This is a genomic window from Acidisarcina sp. (assembly GCA_035539175.1).
Classification (GTDB): Bacteria; Acidobacteriota; Terriglobia; order Terriglobales; family Acidobacteriaceae; genus JANXZS01.
In genome coordinates this window covers 519324-545289 of sequence record DATLIY010000007.1, presented here as the reverse complement: position 1 = coordinate 545289, position 25966 = coordinate 519324, and the positions used below count along the sequence as shown (strand labels likewise).

The window sequence follows — 25966 nt, the reverse complement described above, 5'->3', positions numbered from 1 at the left end:
TATGCGTCCTTCCACCATGTCGATGCGGGCCGAGCGCAGTATCAGCGGTCGTGGGTCACATGGTGGAGGGGACTCGCCCGAAAAGAAGCACAAACCCAACCTGCGCAAGGTCGTGCCGGAGATATGGAAGCTGGTTCGATCGCGCCGCTGGATCCTGCTGCTGGGCTTGATGCTCACCGGGTTGAAGAGCGTTACAGGGCTGGTGCTTCCGCTCTCCACAAAGTACCTGATCGATACCGTGCTCAAGAGCGATGGCAGCGGAGCAGGCAAACTGCCCTGGCTGGTTGCCGCGGTCTTTTCCGCCACGGCTGTGCAGGCGATGACCTCGTTCTCGCTGACGCAATTGCTGTCCAAGGCCGGGCAGCGGATGATTGCCGATCTTCGCAAGCAGGTGCAGCAGCACATCGGGCGGCTACCCGTGAGCTTCTACGATGCCAACCGTACCGGCACGCTGGTCTCCCGCATTATGACGGACGTTGAAGGCGTGCGGAATCTGATTGGCACGGGCCTGGTGGATTTCGTCGGCGGCCTGCTCACCGCGCTCATCGTCTTCGGCATCCTGCTGTATAAGAGCCAGCGCATCACGCTTATTGTTTTCTCCGTGATCCTGCTCTTTGTCTTCGTGCTGCAAAAGGCATTCAAGATTATTCGTCCTATCTTCCGCGAGCGCAGCAGGATCAACGCCGAGGTTACTGGCCGCCTGACAGAATCGCTGGGTGGTGTGCGCGTGATCAAGGGCTATCACGCAGAGGATCGCGAAGCCGGCGTCTTTGCGCAAGGTGTGCAGCGCCTGCTGGATAACGTGATGAAGTCACTGACTGCTACCAGCGCCCTGGGTTTTGTCTCGACTACGGTGCTGGGGATAGTTGGCGGCCTGGTGATGCTGCTCGGCGGACACCAGGTTCTCAATCATCAACTGACGACCGGCGGATACTTCCAATACACGATGCTGCTGGCGTTTATGATCGCTCCGGTCTTTCAGATCGTGAATGTGGGCACGCAGATCACGGAAGCAATCGCAGGGCTCGACCGCACCATCGAAATTCTGAACGAACGCCAGGAGGACGCCGATCCGGCACGGACGGTTGTTCTGCCAACGATCCATGGCGAGGTTGCGTTTGACAATGTGAGCTTTGCCTACGATCCGGAGAAGCCGGTCCTGCATGAGGTCTCCTTTCTCTCGAACCCGGGTACGGTGACTGCGCTGGTCGGCTCGTCCGGCTCGGGCAAGTCCACGATCATCAGCCTCATCTGCGCGTTCCACACACCCAATGCCGGAGCGGTGCTGATCGATGGAGTGGACCTCTCCACGGTGAAGCTGGATAGCTACCGCAGCCAGCTTGGGGTAGTGCTGCAGGATTCCTTCCTGTTCGATGGATCGATCCGCGACAACATACTTTTCTCGCGTCCCGATGCGACGGAAGAAGAGTTTCTATCCGCCTGCCGCATCGCGCGCGTCGACGAATTCGCAGAGCGTTTTCCGGAGAACTACGACACAATTGTCGGGGAGCGCGGCGTCAAGCTCTCGGGAGGACAGCGTCAGCGGCTGTCCATTGCGCGCGCCATCCTTGCCGATCCGCGCATTCTTATACTCGATGAGGCTACCTCGTCGCTCGACTCGGAATCCGAGGCGATGATCCAGGAGGGGTTGAGCTACCTGATGCGGGGGCGCACCACCTTCGTAATTGCGCACAGGCTCTCGACGATCCGCCGCGCCGATCAGATCCTGGTGGTCGAGGCGGGGAGGATTGTGGAGCGCGGAACCCATGAGAGCCTGTATGCGCTCGGTGGACGCTACTACGACCTCTACACCCGGCAGCATGGGTTGGAGACGAATCTCTTCCTCGCTCCTGGTGAGGGAGATGCAGTGCCGGAAGAGACGAAGTAGCTCCTGCTCTCGCGGCACTGCGCGTTCTCACCCCAGCTACGCCACTCCTAATTCGCGCATGAGGAATGCGTAATCGAAGGCGATCTCCTTCAGGTAGTCATAGCGGCCGCTGGCGCCGCCATGGCCTGCGCTCATGTTGGTGTAGAGCAGCAGAGCGTGGCCGCCGGTGTCGAGCGTGCGCAGCTTCGCCACATATTTCGCCGGCTCCCAATACATGACCTGACTATCGTTCAGAGAGGTTTTGACCAGCATTGCGGGATAGGCGGCCTGCCGCAGGTTGTCATAAGGGGAGTAGCTGAGCATGTACTCGAACGCAGGCTGCTCATTGGGATTGCCCCACTCCTCGTACTCCGGCACCGTCAGCGGGAGGGAAGCATCCAGCATCGTGTTCATCACGTCGACAAAGGGGACATGCGAGACGACGGCGCGGAAGAGTTCGGGCCGCATGTTGGCGACGGCACCCATCAGTAATCCACCGGCGCTGCCGCCTTCGATCGCAACTCGATTCGGGTCGCCATAGCCCTTCGCGGTTAACGCTTCCGTCACCGTAATGAAGTCGGTGAAGGTGTTTCGCTTCTGCATCAGCCGTCCGGCGTCATGCCATGGCTTCCCCATGTCTCCGCCGCCGCGAATATGCGCAAAGGCAAGCACAAATCCGCGATCCAACAAGATCAGGCGGTTCGAACTGAAGCGAATCGGCAGCGCATATCCATACGAGCCATAGCCATAGACCCACAGCGGATTGGCGCCGTTGCCCTTTTTATCTTTGCGATAGACGATGGAGACGGGAATATCGACTCCGTCGGCGGCCTTGGCAAAGATGCGCTCGGATTGGTACAGCGACCGGTCGAAGCCGCCGGGAACCTCCTGCTGCTTGAGGAGGGCCGAGGTTCCGCTGAGGACGTCATACTCGTAGACCGACGCGGGCGTTACCAGCGACTGGTAGTTATAGCGGTATTTCGTCGTGTCGAACTCGCGATTGATGTATGGGTCTACGCTATATACCGGTTCCGGGAAGGAGACTTCCGCCGCTGGTCCAGTGGACAGGCCCGCATCAGCGAAGCGAAAGACGCGGAGCGTCGGCAGGCCGTTGCTGCGCTCCCACGCTGCGTAGAAAGACGCGAATACCTCAACCTCTTCCAGCATCACATCGGGGCGGTGCGGCAGCATCTCTGTCCAATGTTCGCGTCCCGGCTTGTCAACGGGCGTGGTAACCAGCCGGAAATTTCTGCCAGCGTCGTTGGTGCGGATGTAGAAGATGCCATTGCGATGATCGGCGTAGTACTCCAGGTCATCTTCTCTCGGGTGGATGAGCGTCCATGCGCCCTCGGGTGTTCCGGCGGGAAGAAACTGCTCTTCCGTCGTGGTGTGGCTGCCAGAGGCGAGGATGATGTACTGGCCATCGCAGGTGCGGCCGGCACCGATGTTGAATCGTTCATCCTTTTCTTCGTACACCAGCACATCCTGCTCGTGGGGAGCGCCCACAACATGCCGGTAGAACTGGTATTGGCGTTTCTGCTCCTCATCCTCCACCGAGTAGAAGAGGGTTCGATTGTCGTTCGCCCAGACGATGGAGCCAACGCGCTCCACGCGATCGGCGAGCGTCTCACCCGTGCGCAGGTCCTTCACATGGAGCGTGTACTGGCGGAAGCCTGTCGTGTCGGTGGAGTAGGCAAGCAGGTTGCCGTCATCGGATACGGTAAAGACATCCACCGCCATAAAGTCTTCATTCTTTGCCAGCTCGTTGACGTCGAGCAGTACCTGCTCCGGCGCCTTGTCTCCCTCCTGGCGCGACTTGCGGCAATAGATGGGGTACTGGAGCCCCTGCTCCGTGCGCGTGTAGTAGAGGTAGCCGCGCTCCGGGAAGGGAACCGATACATCGGTCTCCTTGATGTGCCCCACCATCTCGTCGTAGAGCTCCTTCTGCAGATTCTCCGTCCCTTGCATGATGGCGTTGGAGTAGGCATTCTCCGCCTCCAGATAGGCGACGACTTCAGGGCTCGATTTCTCGCGCAGCCAGGCATAGTCATCGACCAGCGTGTGGCCATGGAGAGTGGTTTGCTTCGGTTCGCGGCGGGCAACCGGTGCAGCGTCTGCTTTAGCGTTTGCTTGGGAAGTAGCGGTCTCGGGTGTGCTCATAGCTGAGGCAAGCATACCCCGCCCGGCGCTTGCCGTGTAGTGGTCCGCGCAGAAAAGGGAGCTTAGCCGCGGATCAACAACTGCTGATGCTCCGTGAAGACCCTGCCGGTGATCAGGTAGCTTGCCGTGAGGCAGGTAATAGCGGCGGCAGAGAAGATCGTCGTGATGACCACAAACTGGTAAAGCGCAGCATAGACAGGCGATGAGCCGGAGAGAATCATTCCGGCCATGAGGCCCGGGATCCACACAATGCCCAGCGAGCGCACGTTGTCGATAGAGGGGATCAGGCTCGCCTTGTACGCCGCCTGCAGGTAGCGAATCGACGCCGCATCAGGTGTCGCTCCAAGAGCCAGGGCCGATTCGATCTCGCCAACATGGCTCTTTAGTTCCCCGCGAAATCGATCCAGAAAGAGTGCCTGGGTATTCATAGTGTTGGCGATGATCATGCTGCCGACCGGGATCAATATGGTGATGCGCAGCGGAATGACGCCGAGGGCGACCATGATCGCGATTACGCTGCCCGCACCGACAAAGATGGAAATCAGCGCGAGCGTAAATGCCCGAGGGATGCTCTTCGCCCTGCGGCGCACGATGGTCGCAGCCGCGATCATCATGATGCTCAGAACGATCAGGGAGGTCCACTGCGGTCCATGCAGCAGGGCGGCAAGAATCGCGCCCACGGCGACGACTTGCGCAATGCCGCGCAACAACGCCAGCGGCAGATCGCCGAGCATATCCACGCCGCGCCGCCGGGCCAGCACCATGGCCAGCAGCGCGATCACCGCAGCGGCGATGCACTCGGCGGCGCCCAGGCCCAACTGGCTATGGAAAAAGTGACTAAGCATGGAGCAGCTCCTTTGCATTGCCGTGCGCGGTCACGCGGCCAGCCTCCAGCATCAGGACCATATCTGCCATTCGCCGGGCCTGCGCCGCATCGTGTGTTACCCATACGCAGGTGAGGTGGCGCTGCCGGATGAGCGACTCCAGCAGACTCTCCACCGCAAGTTTCGAAGCGTCATCCAGGGCTGACGTCGGCTCGTCGAGCAGGAGCACCTCTGGCTTGTTCGCCAGCGCACGAGTGATGGCAACTCGCTGCGCCTCTCCTCCAGAGAGCGTCAAGGCGTCATGATCCGCAAAGCCCGCCAGACCCACCTGCACCAGCAGGTCCGCAACCGTCGCATCCGGAAGGTCGATGCCTTGCTGCTTCGGCCCAAACCGTACGTTGTCCGCGATCGTACCGGGAAAGAGGAAGGCTCTCTGCATCACCATTCCAACCTGCCGCCGTAACTCGCGCGGAGGAATTTCCCGATAATCCTTTCCATGGAATAGAACGGAACCGCCGGTGGGCTCGTCCAGGCGATTGAGCAAACGAAGAAGCGTGCTCTTGCCCGCGCCGCTCGGTCCCACGACAGCCAGCACTTCGCCGCGCGTTACAGGAAAGCTCACTCCACTGAGCAGAATTTTGGCAGGCTTCTCTGCCGTCGCGGGTAACACACGGCTTAAGTCAATACACTCCAGCACATTGGGAGAGGAACTCATAGGCGCAAGGTCAGTCTACACGGAGCGCAGCCTGCCAGGTTTCCCATCGGATAGCGGAGAGAACAGCGGGCATCGTCGCGGTGATTTTCTGTATCTCACCTCGATAGGACAGGTGGTGAAGGATGAGCTATAACTGGATTCCGCGTGGCCTGCTGTGGTTTGCCGCGTCGTCCCTTCTATCGGCAGGGATAGCGCTCGGCCAGATGCAGGGACCCCCGACGCAGGGACCGCCGAACAGCGCCTCTCCCGGAATCGGTCAAAGACCCGGCATGGATGAGAGTCGGCCCTCCACCGAGACAGAAAGCTTCTCGCAGCAGCAGATGGATCAGAAGTTTGTCCATGATGCGCTGCAGGGCGGAATGGCTGAAGTAGCTCTCGGCAAGCTCGCAGCGGAGAAGGGCAGCAATGACGACGTGAAGAAATTCGGTCAGCGTATGGTCGATGACCATACGCGGCTTGGTGAGCAGATGAAACCAGTCGCGCAACAGATCGGTGTCAAGATTCCGACGACTCTCGCCAAGCAGGACAATGAATTGCTGACCAAGCTGCAGGGACTCTCCGGCAGTGACTTCGATGCGGCTTATCTCCAGGCGATGGTGAAGGACCACAAGAAGGATTATGCCGAGTTCCAACGTGAGTCGGAGTCTGCGGTGATTCCGGCAGTGAAGGACGCAGCACAGAAGGGCGCTCCGGTAATCAAATCTCACCTCGATGAGGTGCAGCAACTGGCCAAATCGAATGCGGCATCTTCGGGCGTGACCAGGAAGTAGGCGCTCGATAATAACCAGGAAGACGCTTGATAATGTATAGCGATTCCCCGGATGCGAGCCGCCGCCAATAGGTGGTGGTCCGGATTTCTGGGTACAATAACGGCACATGATGCGGTGCCGAATCAGCACGACTCTGTTCTTATTGCTATTTCTTTGCTCTGCCGGACTAGTGGCATCCGCAGAGCGAATTGAAGATCTGCCTCAACCCACCGATTACGTCAGCGATTTTGCCCACGTCCTGTCTCCCGCGACGGTGCAGGCTCTCGATCGGTACTGCCTTCAGGTGGATCAGCAGGCGCATGCCCAGATTGCTGTAGTCACCGTTAAGAACCTTGACGGCGGGGATATCGACGATTACGCGATTCGCCTCTGGGACAAATGGAAGATTGGCGGCAAGAGTACGGATCGCGGCATTATGATCTTGCTCGCCACCGAGGACCACAAGCGCCGCATCACGACGGGCTATGGACTCGAAGGCATCCTGCCCGATGGCAAGGTGGGAGATATCGGCAGGCAGATGGTTCCTTATCTGCGCGCCAATGACTTCGATTCCGCCGTTACTCTTGCGGTGCAGCAGGTTGCGCAGGTGATCGCTGCGGACGCAGGCGTCACCATTCAGGGCGCACCTCGTCGAGGGCCGCCGCAGCCTATAGGCAAGCCGCTGAGCCTGGGGCAAATCCTTCTCTTCGCAATTGTCATCTTCTTTGTTCTTGCCCTGCTCTCCCGATTGGGTGGGGGAGGACTGCTTGGCTTCCTGCTCGGCATGTTGCTTGGCGGTGGAGGCAGAGGTGGCGGTGGTCGCTGGGGCGGCGGTGGCGATGGCGGGGGTGGAGGTTTCGGCGGGTTTGGCGGCGGCAGCTCCGGGGGCGGAGGTGCCAGCGGAGACTGGTAAGCTATTCAAGCTTGGCTTTTGTTTTTTGATTCCCCACAGTGTTGGTAACCCGGTTCTCCAGATCGGATGATTTGGAGCAAGGAGAATGTAGCTATGAAGCGCGGGCTTTGGATCGGTTTAGCCGTAGTAGGTGTCATCTTTATCGTGTTGCTGCTGATTGCCGGCAGCTATATCAGCGCGAAAAACCAGATGGTGGCCAAGGATGAGGCCGTCAAGAGCGCCTGGTCGCAGGTGGACATTGTGCTGCAACGCCGCGCAGACCTTATTCCGAACCTTGTCGAAACGGTGAAGGGCTACGCTAAGCAGGAGCAGACCGTCTTCGGCGATATCGCCAATGCGCGCGCCGGCTTGCTGAATGCCCGCGATCCACAATCCAAGATCGAAGCAAACGGGCGCCTGGATTCGGCCTTCGGGCGGCTGCTTGCCTTGTCGGAGAACTATCCCGAACTGAAGTCGAACCAGAACTTTATGCGGCTGCAGGATGAACTGGCCGGAACGGAAAACCGCATCTCGGTAGAACGTCGCAGGTACAACGAGGCACTGCAGGACTACAACACCTTCATCCAGCAGTTTCCCAACAGCATATGGGCGGGTATTGCAGGCTTCCATCGTAACCCGGCCTACTTCCAGGCCAGCGAAGGCTCGCGAGCCGTACCAACCGTTAAGTTCAACCAGTAACCGGCTATCTCACAATCCGAAAATAAGTAGAGCCCCGCGATGGTATGCGGGGCTCTACTTATTGGATTACTGCGACGCCGTTTCCGGAAAGCCTGGCCTACTTCTCGGCGTTGAGAGTGACCGTAAAGGTGTCCTTTGCCTCCCACTCTGCGGTCGCGCCTTCGGGATACCGTACGCGGTACATCGTCGCGTTCAGTTGCTTTCCGTCATAGACGAACTTTACATAGTGGTAATTCGGAAAAGCCGGATCGCGATAAAGATCTGCCGCTGTGCGGGCGATGGGATACGGCTTTGCGCCGCCTCCCCCGGAGACGAGATAGACGACGCCGTTTTGCAGGAAGCGCTGATAGTTATGAATGTGCCCGGCGATCACCAGAAACTTGGCAGAGGACCCTGCGGCGGTCTTTTCCAGCAGCGTCGCAAGTTGCCGCTCGTTGGCGCGAACATCGTGCGAGGAGTCGCCCTGGATGGAGTCGGCTACCGGCGGGTGATGCAGCGATACAAAGACAAACTTCGTCTCCCGCGGAAGATGGCCGAGTTGATCCTCCAACCAGCTTCGTTGGCGGCTTCCCTCATCCAGCGATAGATTCGAGTCGAGAGTGAGGATGTAGGCATTCGCCATTTCTACCGAGTACCAGCGGCGTCCCTTCAGCTCGGGGAAGGCGTGCCACCAGTTCTGCGGTTCCAGCGCCTCCGGTCCACGCAGTTCATGGTTGCCCAGCGCAGGGTAGACGCGGATCCCGGCTTCTCGCCATGGAGCTGCTTCTTCGCGGTACACATCGTAGTCATTCGCAACGTTGCCGTTGTAAGGAACATCGCCGGAGAGCAGCAGTGCATCGGGATGCTCCCTGGCAATCTGATCCACAAGCCAGCGCCGTACCTTGGGGTTGGTGGCTTCGGTGTTGCTGGGATCGGTGAAGCGCATATCTCCATATGCAATCAGCGACCAGTGTTTCGCGATCGGATCGCTTGGTACGCGAAATGTGGAGCCCGACGCACTGCGCAGGCTGTTGGTTGCGGCGTTATCTGGCGGAACCGCTGTCTTCTGTCCGCTCTGCGTAATTGCAGGCCGATAATGAGCTACGGCGACCGCGAGAAGAACCGCGGCCGCCGTGTAGAATCCAAACTTCCATTGCATAATGGGGAACCTTCAGGCGTGGAGTCCTGGCGTTTTATGCGTGCGGAACAATTTCAAAGCGATGAGGACGCGGTTGCGCATCCGCACGCTGACGTGCCTCCGCGGTGGGCAGAGCGAGACGCAGAGCTTCAGCCGTCTTGGATGCCTCGGCTGTTGCCGAAACGTTGATGATCTTGAAGCGCGATGCTTCTATCTCATTTTTCTTTTCGGTATCGACAGCCACCAGGCGCGCCTGTTCCAGCATCGGTGTTTCCAGCGTCGCCAGGTTGACGCCTGCGCTCAACTCCTCTGAAGAGAAGGACGCAATCTTTCGATCGTCGATCAGCAAATCGTAGTTTCCCGTGGGCAGCCCGCGCACTTGCAGCATCTGCCGGTCTAGGGTAGAAACCAGGTCGGAGAGCTTCACGGTGAGGGCAAGCACGGGGTCAACCTCTGCGGGCGGGAAGGGCAACGGCAGAGCTTCATCCAACTGTGTCCAGCTAAGCCTTCCTTTTAGGCGTCGCAGATCCGTCACGCTTGCATTCTGCGCTTCGGCTCCGGACTTGGAAACTGCGGCGAGGGTAACGGAACTTACCAGCGACGGTGCGCTCCATCTCTTCAACAGCGCCTCAGCCATAAGCCAGTGGCCGCCTTCGGAGGGGTGCACGCGATCCGGCAGCAGCAGCGTAGCGAGATCGGGGGAGTTTTGGTTCAGCGTCTTCAGGAAGGAGGTGACGGGAGCATTCAAGTCTGCGACTGCAAGATTCTTTTCCTGCCCAAGCTGTGCGATGGAGTCGCTGAACTTGAGCAATGCGCCGTTGTAGCCGCCGGGAAACATGGGGTCTCGCGTTACATCGTCATAGGGGCTGGGCTGGATGAGCGTGATGCGTGCCTGGGGCAGCGTCTTCTGAATGGAGTCGACGATGTGCCGGTAGCCTGCGCTGAAGGTGGATGCGATGCCGGGCTGAGACGGACGATAATAGCCGTCGTTCATGCCGAGCATGATCGTCACCACGTCGGGCCGCTCCGCAAACACATCGCGTTCGAGCCGCAGATCAACTGGTCCAGCCCAGCCACCGCTGACTTTGTCCCCGCCTACGCCGGCATTCCAGAAGGTAACTTTCCAGTGCGGGAAGCGCGTCAGAAGATACTCTTCAACGTACTCTGTGTATCTCCGCTGTTCGGTGATGCTATCACCGTAAAAAACCACACGATCGCCATCGCGAACTGAGAAGCTTGATGCGGTGCTGGCCGCAGACGGTGCCTGCGCGATGGCTGCCAGTGAAGATGCTGCGATGAGTGCTACGGCGGAACACAACGACGAGATACGACTCACAATTCCTCCAGAACTTCCTGCATTCCAATTCGCTGAAGCGAAGGTTGATAGCCATCGTACAGGAAGGGCGGAGTGAAGTGGAGACCTCGCCTCCGGTCAAAGCGGCGAAGTCTCATTGCGGGAAGCGCAGCTTTCGCGCAGAGAGGGAAGGCATCTGCAGGCCTCATGCATAGGCAGCAGTTTCCCCCTGCCTGCCTTGACGCTGCCGCGCCACTTCCTGCAGATATCCGCTGGCCCGGAAGGCTTTCAACGGATCTTCCGGAAGGCCGCGGGCTCTGCGCCAGTCTTTCAGGAAGGGACGAACATCGGTTGCAAAGGCGTCTTTGTAGACGTTCTCCGCATCGATGATCTCCTGATGCTCGCGATGGTATTCCAGCGCCTCGTGGTTCAGCAGTGCAGCCTTCGCATAGAGTTCCTGCGCCGTTGTCACGGTCTGGATCATTGCCTCAATCTTGTTCTTTACATTGTGGCTCTGGTCGATCATGTAGGCGATGTCCGCCCTGGTGTTCGTCTCCCATTCGAAGTGTGCAATCTCCGCAAAGATGCGGAAGACTTGATAGGGATCAATCGAGCCGAGCGTTAGATCGTCATCAGCATAGCGCCGGTCGTTGAAGTGGAATCCGCCGAGCATGTTCTCGCTCAGCAGCCATGCCACAATCTGCTCGATGTTCTGCGAAAGGTAATGATGCCCCACGTCTACCAGCACCTTCGCCTGAGGGCCCGCGTGGCGAGCGTGCAACAGAGACATCCCCCAGTCGGCAATGTCGGTGTGATAAAAGGCAGGTTCAAAGGGCTTGTACTCCACCAGCATGCGCTGCCCCGGATGCAGATGCTCATGCGCCTGCCGCAGGCCCTCCTCCATCCACTGCTTTCGCTTGCGGATATTGGACATGCCTGGATAGTTCGATCCATCCGCAAACCACAAGGAGATATCCCGGCTGGCAAGCGCCGCGGCGAGGTCAATGGAATAGAGAATGTGCTCCAGCGCCTCGGCGCGAATCTCCGGCCGTTCGTTGCACAGGGATCCATGCTTATACGCCTGACGCTGAAACAGATTGGGATTGATCGAGCCCGGACCGACGTCGTATTTGGCGCTCAACTCCAGTACCGAAGAGATCGAGGTGCCTTGAGGAAGATCCCACTCCACATGCAGCGCCATGGTAGGGCACTTGCCGGTAAAGATGTGGACCTGACTGGCATCTGCGAACTTCTCTTCGAGAGTGGTAGCAGCCGTAGTCTGCAGGTATTTTCCAAATCGCGTGCCGGTGTTTGCAAAACCCCATGAAGGCACTTCGATTGCAAATTGATTCATCGCCAGTTCGAGGGCGTCGGAGTATTCCGTCATGACTTCCCCTTTTATCTTCTTGCTGCGCTTAGCCAAGGTTGCGCGCTCTAAGATTGCGCCTAACTATAGCAACCCTGCGTAGCAAATGTGAAATAAGTTCAAATGTAAATCAGCGGCAGGCACTTTCCAGTTGCCGCACATGAGCTTTCACCTCCACTGCGCTCACTCCTGCCGGCGAGCCCTTGGCCCGCAGCGCAGCCTGTTGAATCGCCAGGTTGCCCATCGTGGAGCTTTCGGCGAATCCGGTTGCTACAGGAAGCCCGCTGGCCCTTTCCGTCAGGTCATTCAAAAGCGCGTTGCGGCTACCGCCTCCCACAACATAGATGCGGTGAATCTGCTTCCCGGTCAGCGCAGGGATTTCTGCAAGAACCTGCGCATAGGTTGCCGCCATATTCTGCAACAGCACGCTGGTCACCTCGGGAGCATGGTCCGGATCGGCAGGCAGGGTTTCAAAGCCAACCGCTGTCAACTGCAGATTGATGCGGGATAGTACGTCGCCGGGCAGCAGCAGGCTGGGCTCATCGATGTCGAAGCGGAGAGCGGATGGGGGAAGGAGTCGAGCGGCTGCCACCAGGTCTTCGACCTTCCACTCCTTTCCAGCGGCCTTCCATGTCTCGATGCACTGGCGCAGCAGCCACATGCCGTTGACATTGCGGTGGAAGCAGATCTCTCCGCCTGTCGCGCCCAGGTTCGTGAACTTTGCGGTGAACGCTGCCGGTGTTGTGCAGGGAGCGGGCAGCAGAGCGCCAACGAGAGACCACGTTCCTGAACTGATGTAGGCCCAGTCCTCGCCCTCGGCGGAGATTCCAGCGATTGCCGAGGCTGTGTCGTGGCATGCAGGCGCAATGATCTGAGTGTGTGCGAATGCAGGCAGCTCTGACAGCGGCCCGCGGAGTGGCCCGAGGATCGTGCCCGATGGAACGATCGGCGGAGCCGCCTCCAGCGACAGCCCGAGCAAGTGGAACAGCTCCGCGGACCATTTTGCTGAGCCACACTCGACGAGTTGCGTGTGCGTTGCGTTGCTATACTCCGCTACCCGCACCCCGGAGAGCAGGTAGAGGATGTACTCCGGCAGATTCAGCCACGGTGCGTTTGTGGGGATACCCGCGTCATTATCCGCCAGCAGTTGGAAGAGGGTGTTGATACGCAGAGGCTGGACGCCGGTAAGTCGGTACAGGTCTTCGCCGTCGAGCCGCGTGCGAACCCAATCCTCAGTTGCGAAGGTTCGCGGATCGCGATAGCAGTAGGGCTTGAAGAGGGGACGTCCGTCGGTTCCCAGCCGCACGTAGTCTACCGCCCAGCCATCTACGCCAATCGAGGCGATCCCTTCGGTTGCGATTGTGGCGCATTTACGCAGGCCCTCCTGTAGTCCGCCCCAGATGGAATCCAGATCCCATCGCAGGCTGCCATGCCTATCCTCGGCAGAGTTGGAGAAGCGGTGCACCAACTCCACGCTGGAGCAGCCCTTGCGGTGGCGAAGCAGGCTGACGCGGCAGCTTTCGGCTCCCAGGTCGATTGCGACGATTGCCCGGCCGTCGATAGCCTCTGGCAGCGCAGGTTCCTTTTGAGCGCATTGGCTGGTCAAGTTAGACCCCAAATCTCAGCCGATTCCCAAAGACCCGACTGCATGCTCAGCCTTCCTGTTGCAAGGATTCCCGCGTGACGCTGCGGTGATAGGCGTAGTTATACGGCGCGACCGTCTGCCCTCGCAGGATCGCAAGTCCGAGCGAAATCAATTCTGGCCCATACTTTTCGACTTCGTGGGAGATGGAGCCAATGAAGCAGCTTCGCGGCGCTGCAATTTCGCTCAGAGCCTCGGGGATGCAGTCCTGACCCACGATGGCAAGGTCCTTCTCGCGCTTCAGCTCTCTGGCTGCCTGCAAGGCGCCGAGGGCAACCGTATCGTTGGTCGAGGCTACCAGGATGTGCCGGTCCTTCGGGTGCCGGCGCAGAAAATCCAGCACAATCTTGTAGCTCTTTTCGCGGAGCCCACGTGCATCCAGGCGGACAAAGCACTCCACGGGGATCTCCGGAAGCTGCTTGCGAACTGCCTCAAACGCGCCTGTGATGCGGCTCTGAACCAGTGGGCCAGCTTCCTCGAGTTCGAGACCGATCACCCAATCCACCTGAGATTTCCATTGCGTGATGGCATGCTGCGCCAGAATTTCTCCTGCCTCAAAACCGACGCGGTAGTTATCCACACCAAAGTAAGTAGAGTGGGGATGCGGCATTTCAACCGCAATGAGCGGAATGCCGGCGCCTGAAATCTTGTCGGCGAGGATCGGCGCCACTTGTTGATCGGTCTGGAACTCGATCGCCAGATCCACATGCTGGCCCACGAGTTCATCCGCATTGCGCAGAGCCGTCTCCGTATCGTAGCGGTTGTCCAGCACCAGCAGATCTACACCTGCGGCAGAGGCAGCAGACTGCAGGCTCGCTCGCACCGCCTCGGAGAACGGCATTTCGGAGGACTGCGCAGCAAAGCCGAACAGAATCTTCTTGGGGCGGGAGACCAGACGATAGAGCCCATTCTGCGTCTGCGCAAGATATCCACGATGCACAAAGGTCTTCAGAATGCGGTAGACGGTTGTCTTGGAGATCCGGGTTTGCTGATAGATAGCCTCAAGCGAAATCGGCTCCTTCTCCCCTTGCATAAGCTCGAGGATGTCGAGCGCTTTGGATAGGATGGGTACAAGATACAGCCGCTTGGGTGCTTTCTTTACCAAGATTCTTCCGCCTTGCATGCGCGATCCGCGCAGTGAATCTGTGCGGGATCAACAAGCGCGATCTCGCAAATCACGTCTCAGCATAGACTTGCCGCGAGCGGAAATTCAATAGAAAAACATCTCCCGTACCGGAGACTGGTTTTGTATGTACTGGATTGGATTGGATCGCGTCTAGAAGTCGATATGGCCGCGCAGTCCGGGAATCACTGCGGGGCCGCGGTCGCGATTGTAGCCCGGGTTCGCAATAATGGAGAGCTGTGCTGCCGCATACAGGCCTCGCCAGACATGTACGTTGTAATAGCTTTCGCTGATGAATTCGCGGCCGTAATTGAGGCGTCCGTCGCCGAGTAGAAAGCCAAGTCCTCCATCCGCCAGGTATTCGCGGTGGTCCTTGCTCAGTCCGTTGCTGACGATCGCCGAACCTATCCTGTCGTACTTCCTATTCCAGCTATCTCCAGTGAGGTCCATGCCAATCGCGATCGTGTTATTGATCTCGGTATAAGCAAAAGACTCGTGGCGACCCTCGTTCCAGCCGGTACGGAGAAAGGCGCGCAGGTGCGCGGGCAGTTCCTGTTCGATGTTCAGGCCAAAGCCCTGTTTCAGGGTTCCCTGGTGGCGCGAGCGGGTGACGTCCGGCAGCGGGGTCGCGCCTGCTTTCCATGCGTTGATTGCCTCGACGTAGCTGCCCATGTTCGCATGGTTCAGGTAGGCAATGGGCCGAATCGTGGTTGCCCATCCCTTGCGCCATTCCGGACGAAATTCAATCTCCAGATTTTCTCCACGCGCGACGGTCAGGTTCCACTCCAGGTCAATGCCGTTGGCAACCTTGGGCATCAGAGCCTCGCCGAATCGCACGCCAAACCTGCGGCTCTGGTACTCCAGAATCGCGGCGTAGGTATATCCGCGCGTATCCGCCGCGTAATCGTAGGCGCCGTTATTGTCGATTGCCCAGTTGGTGAACTGCAGGTGGCTGTCGCTGCCCACCGCGTTCGTGTCGAAGAAGTCCACCATGCCCATCTTGCCCGCGCGAAATTCCAGGCGGCGGGAGGGTACGGAGCGTGCGAGGGAAAGGGGTGTAGGCTCCACCTCGGTGCGCTCGCTGCTGAGGTGGATGGTCTGATGCACCATCACCCGCGACATATAAATCCCTTGCCCCAGCGCCGGATTTCGGACCACGTCCAGATTGGTGAATCCGGCCAGCCCTAAAGCCTGGCTTAGTCCACCACCGCCCGTCTCTTCCAGATCGAAGATCACCTCAGTGGAGTGCGGCAGGCGAACGCCGGTATAGAGCGATAGCACTCGCGAGCCGGCCGTCTCGCCTTGCCCGATAAGGCTGTTCGTTCCCTGGTAGGGAGAGTGGAAAGGGCCATGCGCCTGAAGAATAAAGTTCGCCTGTCCCGAGATCCATATCCGGTCGGCAATCAGGTGAGGAAACATCGCCGTTTCTTCGTGGTCATCCTGCTCGGCAGCCTTCGGTTTTCCTTTCGGCACGGACTCTCTGCCGGGGTCGCTCGCCGGTGCCAGGGAGTCTGTGACGTACGCGTTGCTCCCATGCGTCGGCGGGGCGTCGGTTTGCGGACGCGCGGCGACAGGCACGAGGCAGAGAAACAGCGCGAGCAGCAGAAATCGAGTCAAACATATCTCCGGAGAGGGATTCTTTCAGTCAGGACGCAACCCTCCAGTATGACTGATCTGCGTTAAGAAATAGAAAAGTTAAGAAGCATAAATTCATTTGCGATTAAAAATTCGTTTGCGAGCCTCGCAGCCCGCGCGGCCAGAGGAACGGACTTACAGAGCATCCGGCCGGCGTAGACTTACAAGAAGATATGAATCAGCAATTGGCAAGAGGAGTTGCGCCAGACGCGATCGAGGTCCGTCCCACAGACCGCGTCTTTGTCCTGACGGGAGCCGGGATCAGCGCAGAGAGCGGATTGAAGACCTTCCGCGATGGCAACGGGTTGTGGGCCGGGTATCGAGTGGAGACGGTGGCCACTCCGGAAGGCTGGGAGGCCAATCCCGAACTGGTCTGGCAGTTCTATTCGGAGCGCCGGAAGGAAGCGCAGGCAAGTCAGCCCAATGCTGCACACCATGCCCTGGCCGAATTGGAAGAGAAGATCGGCGACCGCCTCTTTCTCTGTACTCAGAATGTGGACGACCTGCATGAACGCGCCGGTTCGCAGAATATGGTGCACATGCACGGTGAGCTCTTCCAGTCGCGATGCGAGGCGGAGTGTGGTGCCCCAGTTATTGCAGACCATAATTGTTACGAATCGCTAGGCGAGATTCCCCGGTGCGCGTGCGGTGCCCGGCTGCGGCCTCACATCGTCTGGTTTGGAGAGATTCCGCTGGAGATGGCGCGCATTCAGCAGGAGATTGACCGCTGCTCCATTTTGCTGGTCGTCGGTACGTCCGGTGCGGTATATCCCGCGGCGAGCTTTGTCCATTGGGCGAACATGCGCTCCGGAGACCCGGTCCGCACGTATTATGTCGGCCCGGAGGAGCCAATGAATGCAAAGGCATTCACGCAAATCCTGCTGGGCAAGGCAGGGGAGAAGATGCCTGGGCTCTTCCGGGTTCTGTAAACATCACAGTGAGATTCTGCGATTTAGCTCTCGGCAGGTATCATCACACTAGCAGACTGTTCCCAGGAGACCCTTAGCCGGCATGACGAAGAATCCGCCCATAGAAAAGAATCCGCCCGCAGAGAAGAAGATCACGCACCTGCCAACCGGCCACACGCGCAGCTCCGGCAGCCTCAAAATCGCGATTCTCGGCTTTGGCACAGTTGGCGCTTCCGTGGCGAAGATTCTATGCGAATTGAAGCCCAAGGGCCTGGAGCTAACGCACATCTTCAACCGCGGCGTAGCGCGGAAACGCGTGCCGTGGGTGCCGCATTCGGTGCAGTGGACCGAGGATTTCCAGGATGTGCTGGCCTCCGGTGCGGATGTGGTCGTCGAGCTGGCTGGTGGCCTCGATCCTGCAGGGGAGTGGGTGCGCAAGGCGCTGACGGCAGGCAAATCCGTAGTCACGGCGAATAAGCAGCTCATCGCGCACCATGGCGTAGCATTGGAGAAGCTGGCCAGCGCACGCGGCTGTCATCTGCTCTATGGCGCGGCAGTTGCAGGAGGTATTCCGGTCATTCCCGGCCTGCAGTATGGACTCGCGGGCGATCGTCTTACGCAATTGCAGGGCATCTTGAACGGCACCTGCAACTTCATCCTCAGCAAGATGGAGGAAGGGGCGGAGTTCCACCCCGTACTCTCCGAGGCGCAGGCGCTGGGGTATGCGGAGGCCAATCCCACCGAGGATGTTGCTGGCTACGATGCACGGGCCAAGCTGGTGATCCTGATGCGGCTTGCGATGCGGGCCGATGTGCACCCGGAAGAGGTGCCATGCCGCTCGATTACCGATGTCTCCGCGATTGATTTCACTTATGCCCGAGACCTGGGCTGCACCATTCGCCAGATCTCCCGCGGGCAGTTGCACGAGGAGGGTGTAGTGGCTACGGTTGGTCCCATGCTGGTGCCGCGCAGTTCGCCTCTGGCATGGTCGCGCGGAACCGAGAACATGGTGATTGCCAGCGGACAGTTTGGTGGGGATGTCGTCTTCTCCGGCCATGGCGCTGGCGGGCACCCGACCGCTGTGGCCGTTGTATCGGATCTGCTGTCGATTGTTCACGGATCGAGCCTGGTGGACCTGCCCAGCCGTAAGGCTACAGTGGGAGGAGAATTCGTGGTGCCGCATTACATCCGCTTTGTGGTGGATGACCGTCCCGGCATCATCTCGGAGATTGCAGCGAGCCTCGCCGAGTTCGAAGTGAACATCGACGCAATTCTGCAGAAGCCGGGCCATCCCAAGCACAATCTTCCATTTGTCGTTACGGTGGAGCCATGCGGTAGCTCCGCCCTCAAGAAGGCTTTTGCCCGCATTGCGAAGATGGATTGCCTGCGAGAAGTTCCTCTGGACCTGCAGATTCTCGAGAGCTGAAATTTCCTCGCGCGCGCATTCCAGGCTGCAGGACTACTCCTGCAGCCTTTTCTCTTGAACGCAACCTGCTAGCTGCGCCTGGCGTTCTCCGCGGCTGGCCCAGTGGATTCGCGCACAATCAGCTCTGGCTGCATGACGATCTCGCTCGGATAGGGCTTCTCAGGATGGGCGATGCGTTCCAGCAGCAGTTCGGCGCCGGTGGTTCCCATCTCGCGCAGGGGCTGGCGTACGGTCGTCAGGCTGGGACGGTAATATGCCGCGCTCACGATATCGTCGAAGCCAATCACTGAGATATCCTCCGGCACTCGCAGTCCCGCATCCTGAATGGCGCGTATTGCGCCAATCGCCGCAATATCGTTGAAGCAAAACACGGCGGTGAAGTCGAGGTTGCGGCTCAGCATCTCCTTCATTGGCAGATAGCCAAGCTCTGGCGAAAAACTGCTCATCGAGAGGCGTGTGGTCAACTCGGGCAGCACTGGGAGCCCAAGCTCGCGGCTAACCGCAATGATGCCGCTCCAGCGAAAGTCCGAGTCAACAATGCACTCCGGTCCGCGCATGAACGCAATCCTGCGATGGCCCAGTTCGTAAAGATACCGTAGCGCAAGGGCAGCCGCACGGTTGTGATCCAGCACGATATTGGTAACGCCAGCTACCTTGCGGTGCGCGGAGATGGCAACCACGGGCACGGACGATTGCTCGAATTCCACCGGCGTGTTGAGTAGAAGAAAGCCATCCACCGCCCGCTCCAGCAGCATCCGTGGATACTCCGCGATCAGATCTGGATGCCAGTAGTGGCTGGCCGTGAAGTAGAAATAGTGGGAGCGGATCAGATATTGCTCCACCCCGCTCATCACCAGGGTAAAGTAGCCTTCGCTCAGATCCGGGGCGATAACGCCCACCGACATGCTGCGGCTCTTGCGCAGGGACCGGGCAAAATAGTTGGGCCGATACTTCAGCTCCCGCGCCGCATCCATCACCCGCTGCTGCGTCTCCTGGGGAATGGACTTTGCCGCGGGCGAGTCGTTCAGGACCAGGGATACAGTTGTTTGCGACAGATCAAGGTAGGCCGCCAATGTGCGCAGGTTGACGTGCCCAGTCTTCTTCTCTGCTGCGGGCTTCTGTTTCGCGGATGTTTTCCTGGGGGAACGCTTTGTTTTAAGAGAATCGCTTTTCTTAGCCATGGACGATCTTTCCGGTCAATGGATAGGGTATCTTACTGTTCCGTTGCCCGCTTGAAAACCTTAGGCGATCGAGACCTCTTCATAAGTCCCTAAAACTTTGCGCATCGCGCTACATATTTCGCCTACAGTAGCGTAGGCGCGCACGCATTCAAGTATGGCAGGCATGGTGTTGGCCGCGGAGATTGTTTCTCGTGCGGATTGTGGCTGCTCCTCCAGCGTGCGGCAAAGCGCATCCAGGGTGCGCTCCACGGATTCATTGGAGCGCTTCATTCGCAGATTCTTCAGCTTCGCGGTCTGCGCCTCGCGCACCTCCTCGCCGATATACAGGATCGGCTGCGGCGGCTCGTCCACCAGGTAATCGTTCACTCCGACGATGATCTTTTCTCCTGCCTCAACCGCGCGCTGGTACTGGTAGCTGGCCTCGGCAATTTCCTTCTGCGGGAACCCCTGTTCGATAGCCTTCACCATGCCGCCCATCTCGTCCAGCCTGTCGAAGAGGTCGAGCGCCCCCTTCTCCATATCCAGCGTCAGCCTCTCCAGAAAATACGAGCCCCCCAGCGGATCAGCGGTGGCCGCCACACCGGATTCGTAGGCAAGAATCTGCTGCGTACGCAGCGCGATGCGCGCCGCGTTTTCTGTGGGCAGGGCGAGCGCTTCGTCAAAGGCATCCGTGTGCAGTGACTGCGTGCCGCCGAGCACCGCTGCCAGTGCTTGCAGAGCAACCCTCGCGATATTGTTCTTGGGCTGCTGCGCCGTCAGCGAGACTCCGGCCGTCTGGGTATGGAAGCGCATCCACCAGGAGCGCGGATTCTTCGCATGGAAGCGCTCCGTCATCAACCTGTGCCAGAGCTTGCGGGCCGCCCGGAACTTGGCTATTTCCTCGAAGAAGTCGTTGTGCGAATTGAAGAAGAAGCTGAGCCGGGGCGCAAAATCGTCAACCAGGAGGCCGCGGCGCAGCGCCCATTCCACGTACTCCACGCCGTCATACAGCGTAAAGGCAAGCTCCTGCAGCGCCGTCGAGCCGGCCTCGCGAATGTGGTATCCGGAGATCGAGATGGGATTGAATCGCGGCGTGAAGCGCGCGCCAAACTCCAGCGTATCCACCACCAGCCGCATCGATGGCGCCGGCGGAAAGATGTACTCCTTCTGCGCGATGTACTCCTTCAAAATATCGTTCTGCAGTGTCCCGGAGATGTTGTCCCAGTCCGCACCCTGCTTCTCCGCAACCACCAGGTACATCGCCCATAGGACGCTGGCGGGCGAGTTGATGGTCATCGAAACCGTGATCTTTTCAAGATCGATGCCGTCGAAGAGGATCTCCATGTCTTCCAGCGAATCGATGGCGACTCCGCATTTACCTACCTCGCCCTCGCTCTGCGGATCGTCGGAGTCGCGGCCCATCAGCGTTGGCAGGTCGAAGGCCACGGAGAGCCCGCTGCCCCCATTCTCCAGCAGATATTTGTAACGGAGATTGGTCTCTTCCGGAGATGCGAAGCCGGAAAACTGTCGCATCGTCCACAGCTTGCCCCGATAGCCCGCAGGATGAATGCCTCGGGTATACGGCGGTTCTCCCGGCAGCCCCAGATATTTGGATTGCGCACTGGACCAATCTGCCGGCAGGTCTGCTTCCGTGTAGAGGCGTTGCACCGGCTGCCCGGAGATGGTGGTGAATCGCGCATGGCCCTGCGCGTCCACGTTGATGCCGGTTGCCGCCCCAATGGGCCGCTCTGGAGACCGCGCGAGAGCAGGATCCAGCGTGTTCGCAGTCCACTCTTTCACGCCGGGGGAGTGGTCAGGCGCAACGGATACATTCTCGGCAGCCTGTTTGCCGCGCGACCGATCCGATGTGCCATGCGCCATGGTATTCCTCGTCTGCATTTGGCCAATTCGCGAAAGGAGCAGACCGCCTGCCGAAAATCCACCTCAGCATAGGCCGCAACACACAGATACGGCAAGCGCCCAGGATTTTCGGTTCAAGCTGAGTCACTACCGGACTTTCGGGAGATTTGCCAGGCCTTGGCGTACTTCCAACTGATGTAGGCGGAGTGATAGAGGTGCAACAGGAGGCCCTCGCGGCCATCCAGAAAGCCCAGGCGAAAGAGGTAGTTGTAGGCGAACGTGGCCGCCGGGTTCAGCAGCACATGGTTCACAAAGGCGGGCAGGCTCCGGCTGGCTTTTCCCGCAGAGCTGGCCATCTCGGCGCCCAAACTGCTGTAGCGGTTCATGTGCTCGATGTAGTCCTCGAGCGTGGGATAGCTATGGTGGTAGAGGCTCCCCTGCAGCGAGGAGGCGTCGAGCGCGATATTGCCGGCCAATTGCATGGATTCATGCACGGTGCGCTCTTCAAAGACGCAGGCACCGCGTGGAAAGAGGCGCAGCTTGCGGTCCGGGAAATAGCCGCCATACCGGATCCAGCGGCCAAGGAAGTGATTGCGGCGTGGAACAGAGTACGCCCGGCCGGGTGCATCGCCCGAGAGCATCGCTTGAATCTCAGTCGCCAGCTCCGCGCTTACTTCTTCGTCCGCATCCAGCGAAAGCACCAACTCGCCGGTACACTTTGCGATTGCCGAATTTTTCTGTCCGGCAAATCCCTTCCACTCTTCCAGAAAAACCTTTGCACCGTGGTCGCGGGCAATCTCCACCGTGTGGTCGGTCGAGCCGGAGTCGACGACGATCCGCTCATCTGCCCATCGCACGCTTTCGAGGGTTCGTGCGAGATTGGCCTCTTCGTTTTTCGTGATGATCGCGACCGAGATTGTCTTGCGCATCGCGTATCAGGGCAAGGAAACGGGTTCGATTCCCATGTGTTCGCTGATCAACCGGGCAATCAGTGGTTTCAGCGCCTCGCCCGTCTTGGGCAGGATGAATGTACCGCTGGCTCCATTCCAATCCAGCTTGAAGCTGGTCGAAAGGGCCGAGATCCAAATCTGCTGGACGGGTGCGTTGGGCGTGATTACGAACTTTCCGGCAGGATCCTCGAAGACGATGTTCAGGACGCCGTTTTGCTCATCGACTTCAAAGCCAACCTGTTCTTCGGCGGCGAAGAGGCTCTTCGTCAGGGATTCAATGGCCTTATCGGCGTGGCGCCGGAATTCCAGCTCTTCGATCATCTGCATATTCTAGCAAGCGGGTTTATGCGGCTGGTTTCAACAGGTTAGATTATGGATTCTCGCGTTGTACATGATGTGCATCTTAAAGAGATGAGATGCTAATAGGGATGAAATCGCGGCTCTTGTTTTCCTGTCTCGCTGTTTGCGTGTTGCTCGTTGCAACCCTGACGGCTTTTGCCTCGGATGCGGTCCTTGTCCAATCCCCACACGACCTGATAAAAGACGTGGTCTACAACGAACTGCAGGATCGCCAGAGAGAGACATTTTGGCAGTACCACGTCGAAAAACAAGTAGCGGCAGAGAGCTTCTCGGCGGTCCAGATAGATACCAAGGATGGCCCTATCAGCCGCATTCTGAAGAGAAATGGCAAGCCCCTCACTGCCGACGAGCAGCGGCTGGAGGAAGAGCGGCTCACACGCCTTCTGAAGGATCGCGTCGAGCGGGCACGCGTCAAGCAGCACTATCAGGAGGACGAAGATCGGCTCGAGCGCCTGATGAAGTTAATGCCTGATGCCTTTCTCTTCGAGTTCGACGGTATGGACGGCGGTCTCGAGCGGTTGAAGTTCCGGCCAAACCCCGCCTTTAATCCTCCAACGTATGAGGCACGCATCTTCCACGCTCTTGGCGGAACGCTCTGGATCGACACGCAACAGAAGCGATTGGTGCATCTAAAGGGCTCAATTCTCGATCGCGTCGATTTTGGCTACGGGTTGCTTGGCCACGTGGAGAAGGGCGGAACCTTTGAGTTGAAACGGCAGCAGGTGAGCGAGACCCACTGGAAGAGCGCCTTGATCGATGTCCATGTGACGGGCCGCGTCATTTTCTTCAAGACCGTCAGCAAGAGTCAGACCGAGATCCGTTCAGACTTCAAGCCGATTCCCGAGGAGACTGACCTGGAGCAGGCACGGGCGATGCTGGATCACGCGGAGGCAGCAAGCTAGCGGGAGAGCTGGGGCCGTCGATCCAGGGAGCGCAACAGGCTGTCGCATACGCGCTCCACGTCATCTTCAGTAATCCGGTTGTAGAAGGGAAGCGCGATGCAGCGGGCTGACTCCGACTCTGTGACCGCGAGGCTGGCGCTGCAATTGCGAAAGGATCGGTAGGCCGGCTGGAGGTGGATCGGAGCGAAGTAGCGCCCGGACGCAATGCCATCCGCGGCCAGATCTTTCATGACTCCATCGCGGTCCGCGTGGGTAAACTGCGGACTGAGGCGCAGTACATAGACGAACCAACTGATCCTTTGGTTTGCCGCTCGGTTTGCCCGTTGGTTTGCTGGTGCAGCAGCAGGCAGAATCAACCGGGAGTCTGCCGCAAGGCGCTGCCGATACTGCGACGCAACCTGCTCGCGCCGCGCAAGGATCGTCTCGATCCGCTTCATCTGTTCCACTCCGAGCGCACAGTTCATCTCGGAGATGCGGTAGTTGTAGCCGACCTCGCTATGTTGGAACCAGTCGTCGGAGTCGCGCCGCCCCTGGTTGCGCAACGCCCGTGCCGCTGTCGCAATCTCGCCGTTGTTCGTCACCAGCATTCCGCCTTCGCCCGTCGTGATCTGCTTGTTGGGATAGAAGGCAAAGACGCCGGCATCGCCCAGTGGACCGACCTTCTTGCCGCCGTACTCCGCACCCAGGGCCTCGCATGCATCTTCGATGACGCGGAGGTGATGGCGTCGGGCAATATCGAGGATGGCCGTCATCTCGGCGGGCACGCCGAAGGTATGCACCACAAGAATCGCCCGGGTTCGAGGGGTGATCGCCGCTTCCACCTTTGCAGGATCGAGATTGAGGGTTATGGGATCGATGTCGGCAAAGACCGGCTTGGCGCCGACATAGCGAACTACGTTGGCCACCGCGACAAAGCTGAACGACGGAACGATGACTTCATCTTCCGGGGCAATCCCAAGCGCAAGCATGGCCAGGTGCAATGCGCTGGTGCCGGAGTTTACCGCTACCGCATAGGCCGCATCGACATACTCCGCGGTGCTGCGCTCAAACTCGGCCAGCACAGGACCCAGGCTCAGGCGCGGGCTGCGAAGCACTTTCACCACCGCATCGATCTCCGCTTCGGTGATGTCCGGCGCAGAAAGAGGAATCTCCCTCATAGCGCTCGTTCCGGCGCATGCTTCACCAGCAAGGTGGGGCCTAGTGGCACAGTAGTGAGCACCTCGACAATCCTGCGCGAGGCTGTTCCTTCGCCATACGGATTCGTCATGCCATCGAGAGAGTTACGAAAGGCCAGGCTGCGTGCCTGGAGGATTGCCTCTCGAATGGAGCCAGCGTCCGGTGCGGCATCGATCACGTTGCGCGCACGCTCGCGTCCCTGTTGCCTCATCCCCACATTGACCGTAGGAAGAGCAAAGGAGGCAGTCTCCATGATGCCGCTGCTCGAGTTGCCCACCAGCGCATCCACGTGGCGTAACAGGCTCCAGTAGGTAAGGGCATCCATGTTGGTGAAGACCTTTCCCTGTCCACGATGGCGAAGGAAGTCATGAGTGCGCTCAATGAGAAGGCGGCTGCCAGCGTCCGCATTGGGATAGCAGAACAGAATCTGCCCCTCGATCGACGCCAGTGCTTCGAACAGCGCATCCGCTTCTACCGTGGTATCGCGCAGGATCGTTACCGGATGATAGGCGACGAGCAGCGTCGGCTGCGCCAGATTCACCTCCAGCCGCTGCTCCAGCGCCTGGCGCGAATAGAGCTTCTGGCGTGTGAGGTGGTCGAGCGAAGGCGCTCCTGCACGCTGCACGCGCCACTCTTCCTCTCCCATGGAAAGAACGCGGGCACGCGCTCCATAGGTGGATGTGAAGTGGATATGGCTCATCTTGGTGAGGGCGTTGCGCACCGCATCATCGATAGCGCCTTCACTGATCTCTCCACCCTCGATGTGCGCGACAGGAATTCGTAGTGCAAGAGCAACGGCGGCGGGAGCAAGCATCTCGTAGCGATCCGCAATAAGAAGAAGCAGGTCGGGCCGCATCGTACCCAGCAGGTCGGCCAGGCTCAGTGTCGCCAGGCCAATCGTCTTCGCCATGCCTACATCGGTATCCGAGCTAAGCAGGCACTCAATGCGTCCTGCGATGGGGAAGCCATCCCTCTCGATCTCGCGGATAGTCATACCAAACTCGGGAGAGAGGTGCGACCCCAGCGCGATGACCTTGAGGTCAACATCCGGGTGCGCGCGCAGGTCGTGCATCGGCCAGTACAGATGGCTATAGTCGGCACGCGAAGTCGTTACTACCGCAATCGTTCGTTTCATAGGGAA

At 59.1% G+C, this 25966-nt stretch carries 22 protein-coding genes; 7 read left to right on the top strand and 15 right to left on the bottom strand.

Annotation, left to right across the window (positions count from 1 at the left end; all coding sequences use genetic code 11):
- The first annotated feature begins 1 nt into the window (after position 1).
- Positions 2-1888 (top strand): ABC transporter ATP-binding protein, encoded by a 1887-nt coding sequence (locus VM554_05015; protein ID HVJ07721.1) that lies wholly within the window; start codon positions 2-4, stop codon positions 1886-1888.
- Positions 1889-1924: 36 nt separating this feature from the next.
- Here VM554_05015 and VM554_05010 read toward each other — a convergent pair whose 3' ends face one another.
- From VM554_05010 to VM554_05000, 3 genes are all read right to left on the bottom strand, one after another.
- Entirely contained in the window at positions 1925-4027 is a 2103-nt protein-coding gene (locus tag VM554_05010; protein HVJ07720.1) for a S9 family peptidase, read from the bottom strand.
- Between the two features lie 62 nt (positions 4028-4089).
- Positions 4090-4872, bottom strand: coding sequence for an iron export ABC transporter permease subunit FetB (gene fetB / locus VM554_05005; GenBank protein ID HVJ07719.1), 783 nt, complete (start codon positions 4870-4872; stop codon positions 4090-4092).
- Positions 4865-5566 (bottom strand): phosphate ABC transporter ATP-binding protein, encoded by a 702-nt coding sequence (locus VM554_05000; GenBank protein HVJ07718.1) that lies wholly within the window; start codon positions 5564-5566, stop codon positions 4865-4867. Before VM554_05000 ends, fetB begins: the two co-directional genes overlap by 8 nt.
- Positions 5567-5688: 122 nt before the next feature.
- On the opposite strand from VM554_05000, the gene VM554_04995 reads away from it, so the two are divergent.
- From VM554_04995 to VM554_04985, 3 genes are all read left to right on the top strand, one after another.
- Entirely contained in the window at positions 5689-6336 is a 648-nt protein-coding gene (locus tag VM554_04995) for a DUF4142 domain-containing protein (GenBank protein HVJ07717.1), read from the top strand.
- A gap of 169 nt (positions 6337-6505) precedes the next feature.
- Positions 6506-7228, top strand: a complete 723-nt coding sequence (locus VM554_04990) for a TPM domain-containing protein (GenBank protein HVJ07716.1) — start codon at positions 6506-6508, stop codon at positions 7226-7228.
- 93 nt (positions 7229-7321) lie between these two features.
- Positions 7322-7906, top strand: coding sequence for a LemA family protein (locus VM554_04985; GenBank protein HVJ07715.1), 585 nt, complete (start codon positions 7322-7324; stop codon positions 7904-7906).
- A 97-nt stretch (positions 7907-8003) separates the two neighbouring features.
- Here the strand turns inward: VM554_04985 and VM554_04980 are convergent, their stop codons facing one another.
- The 6 genes from VM554_04980 to VM554_04955 form a co-directional block, all read right to left on the bottom strand.
- Complete coding sequence (locus VM554_04980; protein ID HVJ07714.1) at positions 8004-9044, bottom strand: metallophosphoesterase; 1041 nt, start codon at positions 9042-9044, stop codon at positions 8004-8006.
- Positions 9045-9078: 34 nt separating this feature from the next.
- Entirely contained in the window at positions 9079-10359 is a 1281-nt protein-coding gene (locus VM554_04975; protein HVJ07713.1) for an SGNH/GDSL hydrolase family protein, read from the bottom strand.
- A 163-nt stretch (positions 10360-10522) separates the two neighbouring features.
- On the bottom strand, positions 10523-11704 hold the full coding sequence (locus tag VM554_04970; GenBank protein ID HVJ07712.1) for a TIM barrel protein: 1182 nt from the start codon (positions 11702-11704) through the stop codon (positions 10523-10525).
- A 109-nt stretch (positions 11705-11813) separates the two neighbouring features.
- Positions 11814-13289, bottom strand: a complete 1476-nt coding sequence (locus VM554_04965) for an FGGY family carbohydrate kinase (GenBank protein ID HVJ07711.1) — start codon at positions 13287-13289, stop codon at positions 11814-11816.
- 46 nt (positions 13290-13335) lie between these two features.
- Positions 13336-14430 (bottom strand): substrate-binding domain-containing protein, encoded by a 1095-nt coding sequence (locus VM554_04960; protein ID HVJ07710.1) that lies wholly within the window; start codon positions 14428-14430, stop codon positions 13336-13338.
- Positions 14431-14601: 171 nt separating this feature from the next.
- Positions 14602-16065 (bottom strand): carbohydrate porin, encoded by a 1464-nt coding sequence (locus VM554_04955; protein ID HVJ07709.1) that lies wholly within the window; start codon positions 16063-16065, stop codon positions 14602-14604.
- Between the two features lie 191 nt (positions 16066-16256).
- Here VM554_04955 and VM554_04950 point away from each other — a divergent pair, with 191 nt between their 5' ends.
- On the top strand, positions 16257-17012 hold the full coding sequence (locus tag VM554_04950; GenBank protein HVJ07708.1) for an NAD-dependent deacylase: 756 nt from the start codon (positions 16257-16259) through the stop codon (positions 17010-17012).
- Positions 17013-17094: 82 nt separating this feature from the next.
- Positions 17095-18417, top strand: a complete 1323-nt coding sequence (locus VM554_04945; GenBank protein ID HVJ07707.1) for a homoserine dehydrogenase — start codon at positions 17095-17097, stop codon at positions 18415-18417.
- Between the two features lie 68 nt (positions 18418-18485).
- On the opposite strand, the gene VM554_04940 is transcribed toward VM554_04945, so the two are convergent.
- From VM554_04940 to cyaY, 4 genes are all read right to left on the bottom strand, one after another.
- Positions 18486-19598: a LacI family DNA-binding transcriptional regulator gene (locus tag VM554_04940; GenBank protein ID HVJ07706.1), complete on the bottom strand. Its 1113-nt coding sequence runs from the start codon at positions 19596-19598 to the stop codon at positions 18486-18488.
- A gap of 60 nt (positions 19599-19658) precedes the next feature.
- Positions 19659-21476 (bottom strand): methylmalonyl-CoA mutase family protein, encoded by a 1818-nt coding sequence (locus tag VM554_04935; GenBank protein HVJ07705.1) that lies wholly within the window; start codon positions 21474-21476, stop codon positions 19659-19661.
- A gap of 95 nt (positions 21477-21571) precedes the next feature.
- Positions 21572-22366, bottom strand: coding sequence for a glycosyltransferase family 2 protein (locus VM554_04930; GenBank protein ID HVJ07704.1), 795 nt, complete (start codon positions 22364-22366; stop codon positions 21572-21574).
- 6 nt (positions 22367-22372) lie between these two features.
- Positions 22373-22708: an iron donor protein CyaY gene (cyaY, locus tag VM554_04925; GenBank protein ID HVJ07703.1), complete on the bottom strand. Its 336-nt coding sequence runs from the start codon at positions 22706-22708 to the stop codon at positions 22373-22375.
- Positions 22709-22803: 95 nt separating this feature from the next.
- On the opposite strand from cyaY, the gene VM554_04920 reads away from it, so the two are divergent.
- Complete coding sequence (locus VM554_04920; GenBank protein HVJ07702.1) at positions 22804-23649, top strand: hypothetical protein; 846 nt, start codon at positions 22804-22806, stop codon at positions 23647-23649.
- Here the strand turns inward: VM554_04920 and VM554_04915 are convergent.
- Together VM554_04915 and neuC are read right to left on the bottom strand one after the other, a co-directional pair.
- The gene (locus VM554_04915) at positions 23646-24806 is read right to left on the bottom strand and encodes a DegT/DnrJ/EryC1/StrS family aminotransferase (protein ID HVJ07701.1); all 1161 of its coding nucleotides are present in this window, start codon (positions 24804-24806) and stop codon (positions 23646-23648) included. The genes VM554_04920 and VM554_04915 overlap by 4 nt on opposite strands.
- Positions 24803-25960: a UDP-N-acetylglucosamine 2-epimerase gene (gene neuC, locus VM554_04910; GenBank protein HVJ07700.1), complete on the bottom strand. Its 1158-nt coding sequence runs from the start codon at positions 25958-25960 to the stop codon at positions 24803-24805. The genes VM554_04915 and neuC overlap by 4 nt, the downstream gene beginning before the upstream one ends.
- Positions 25961-25966 lie beyond the last annotated feature (6 nt).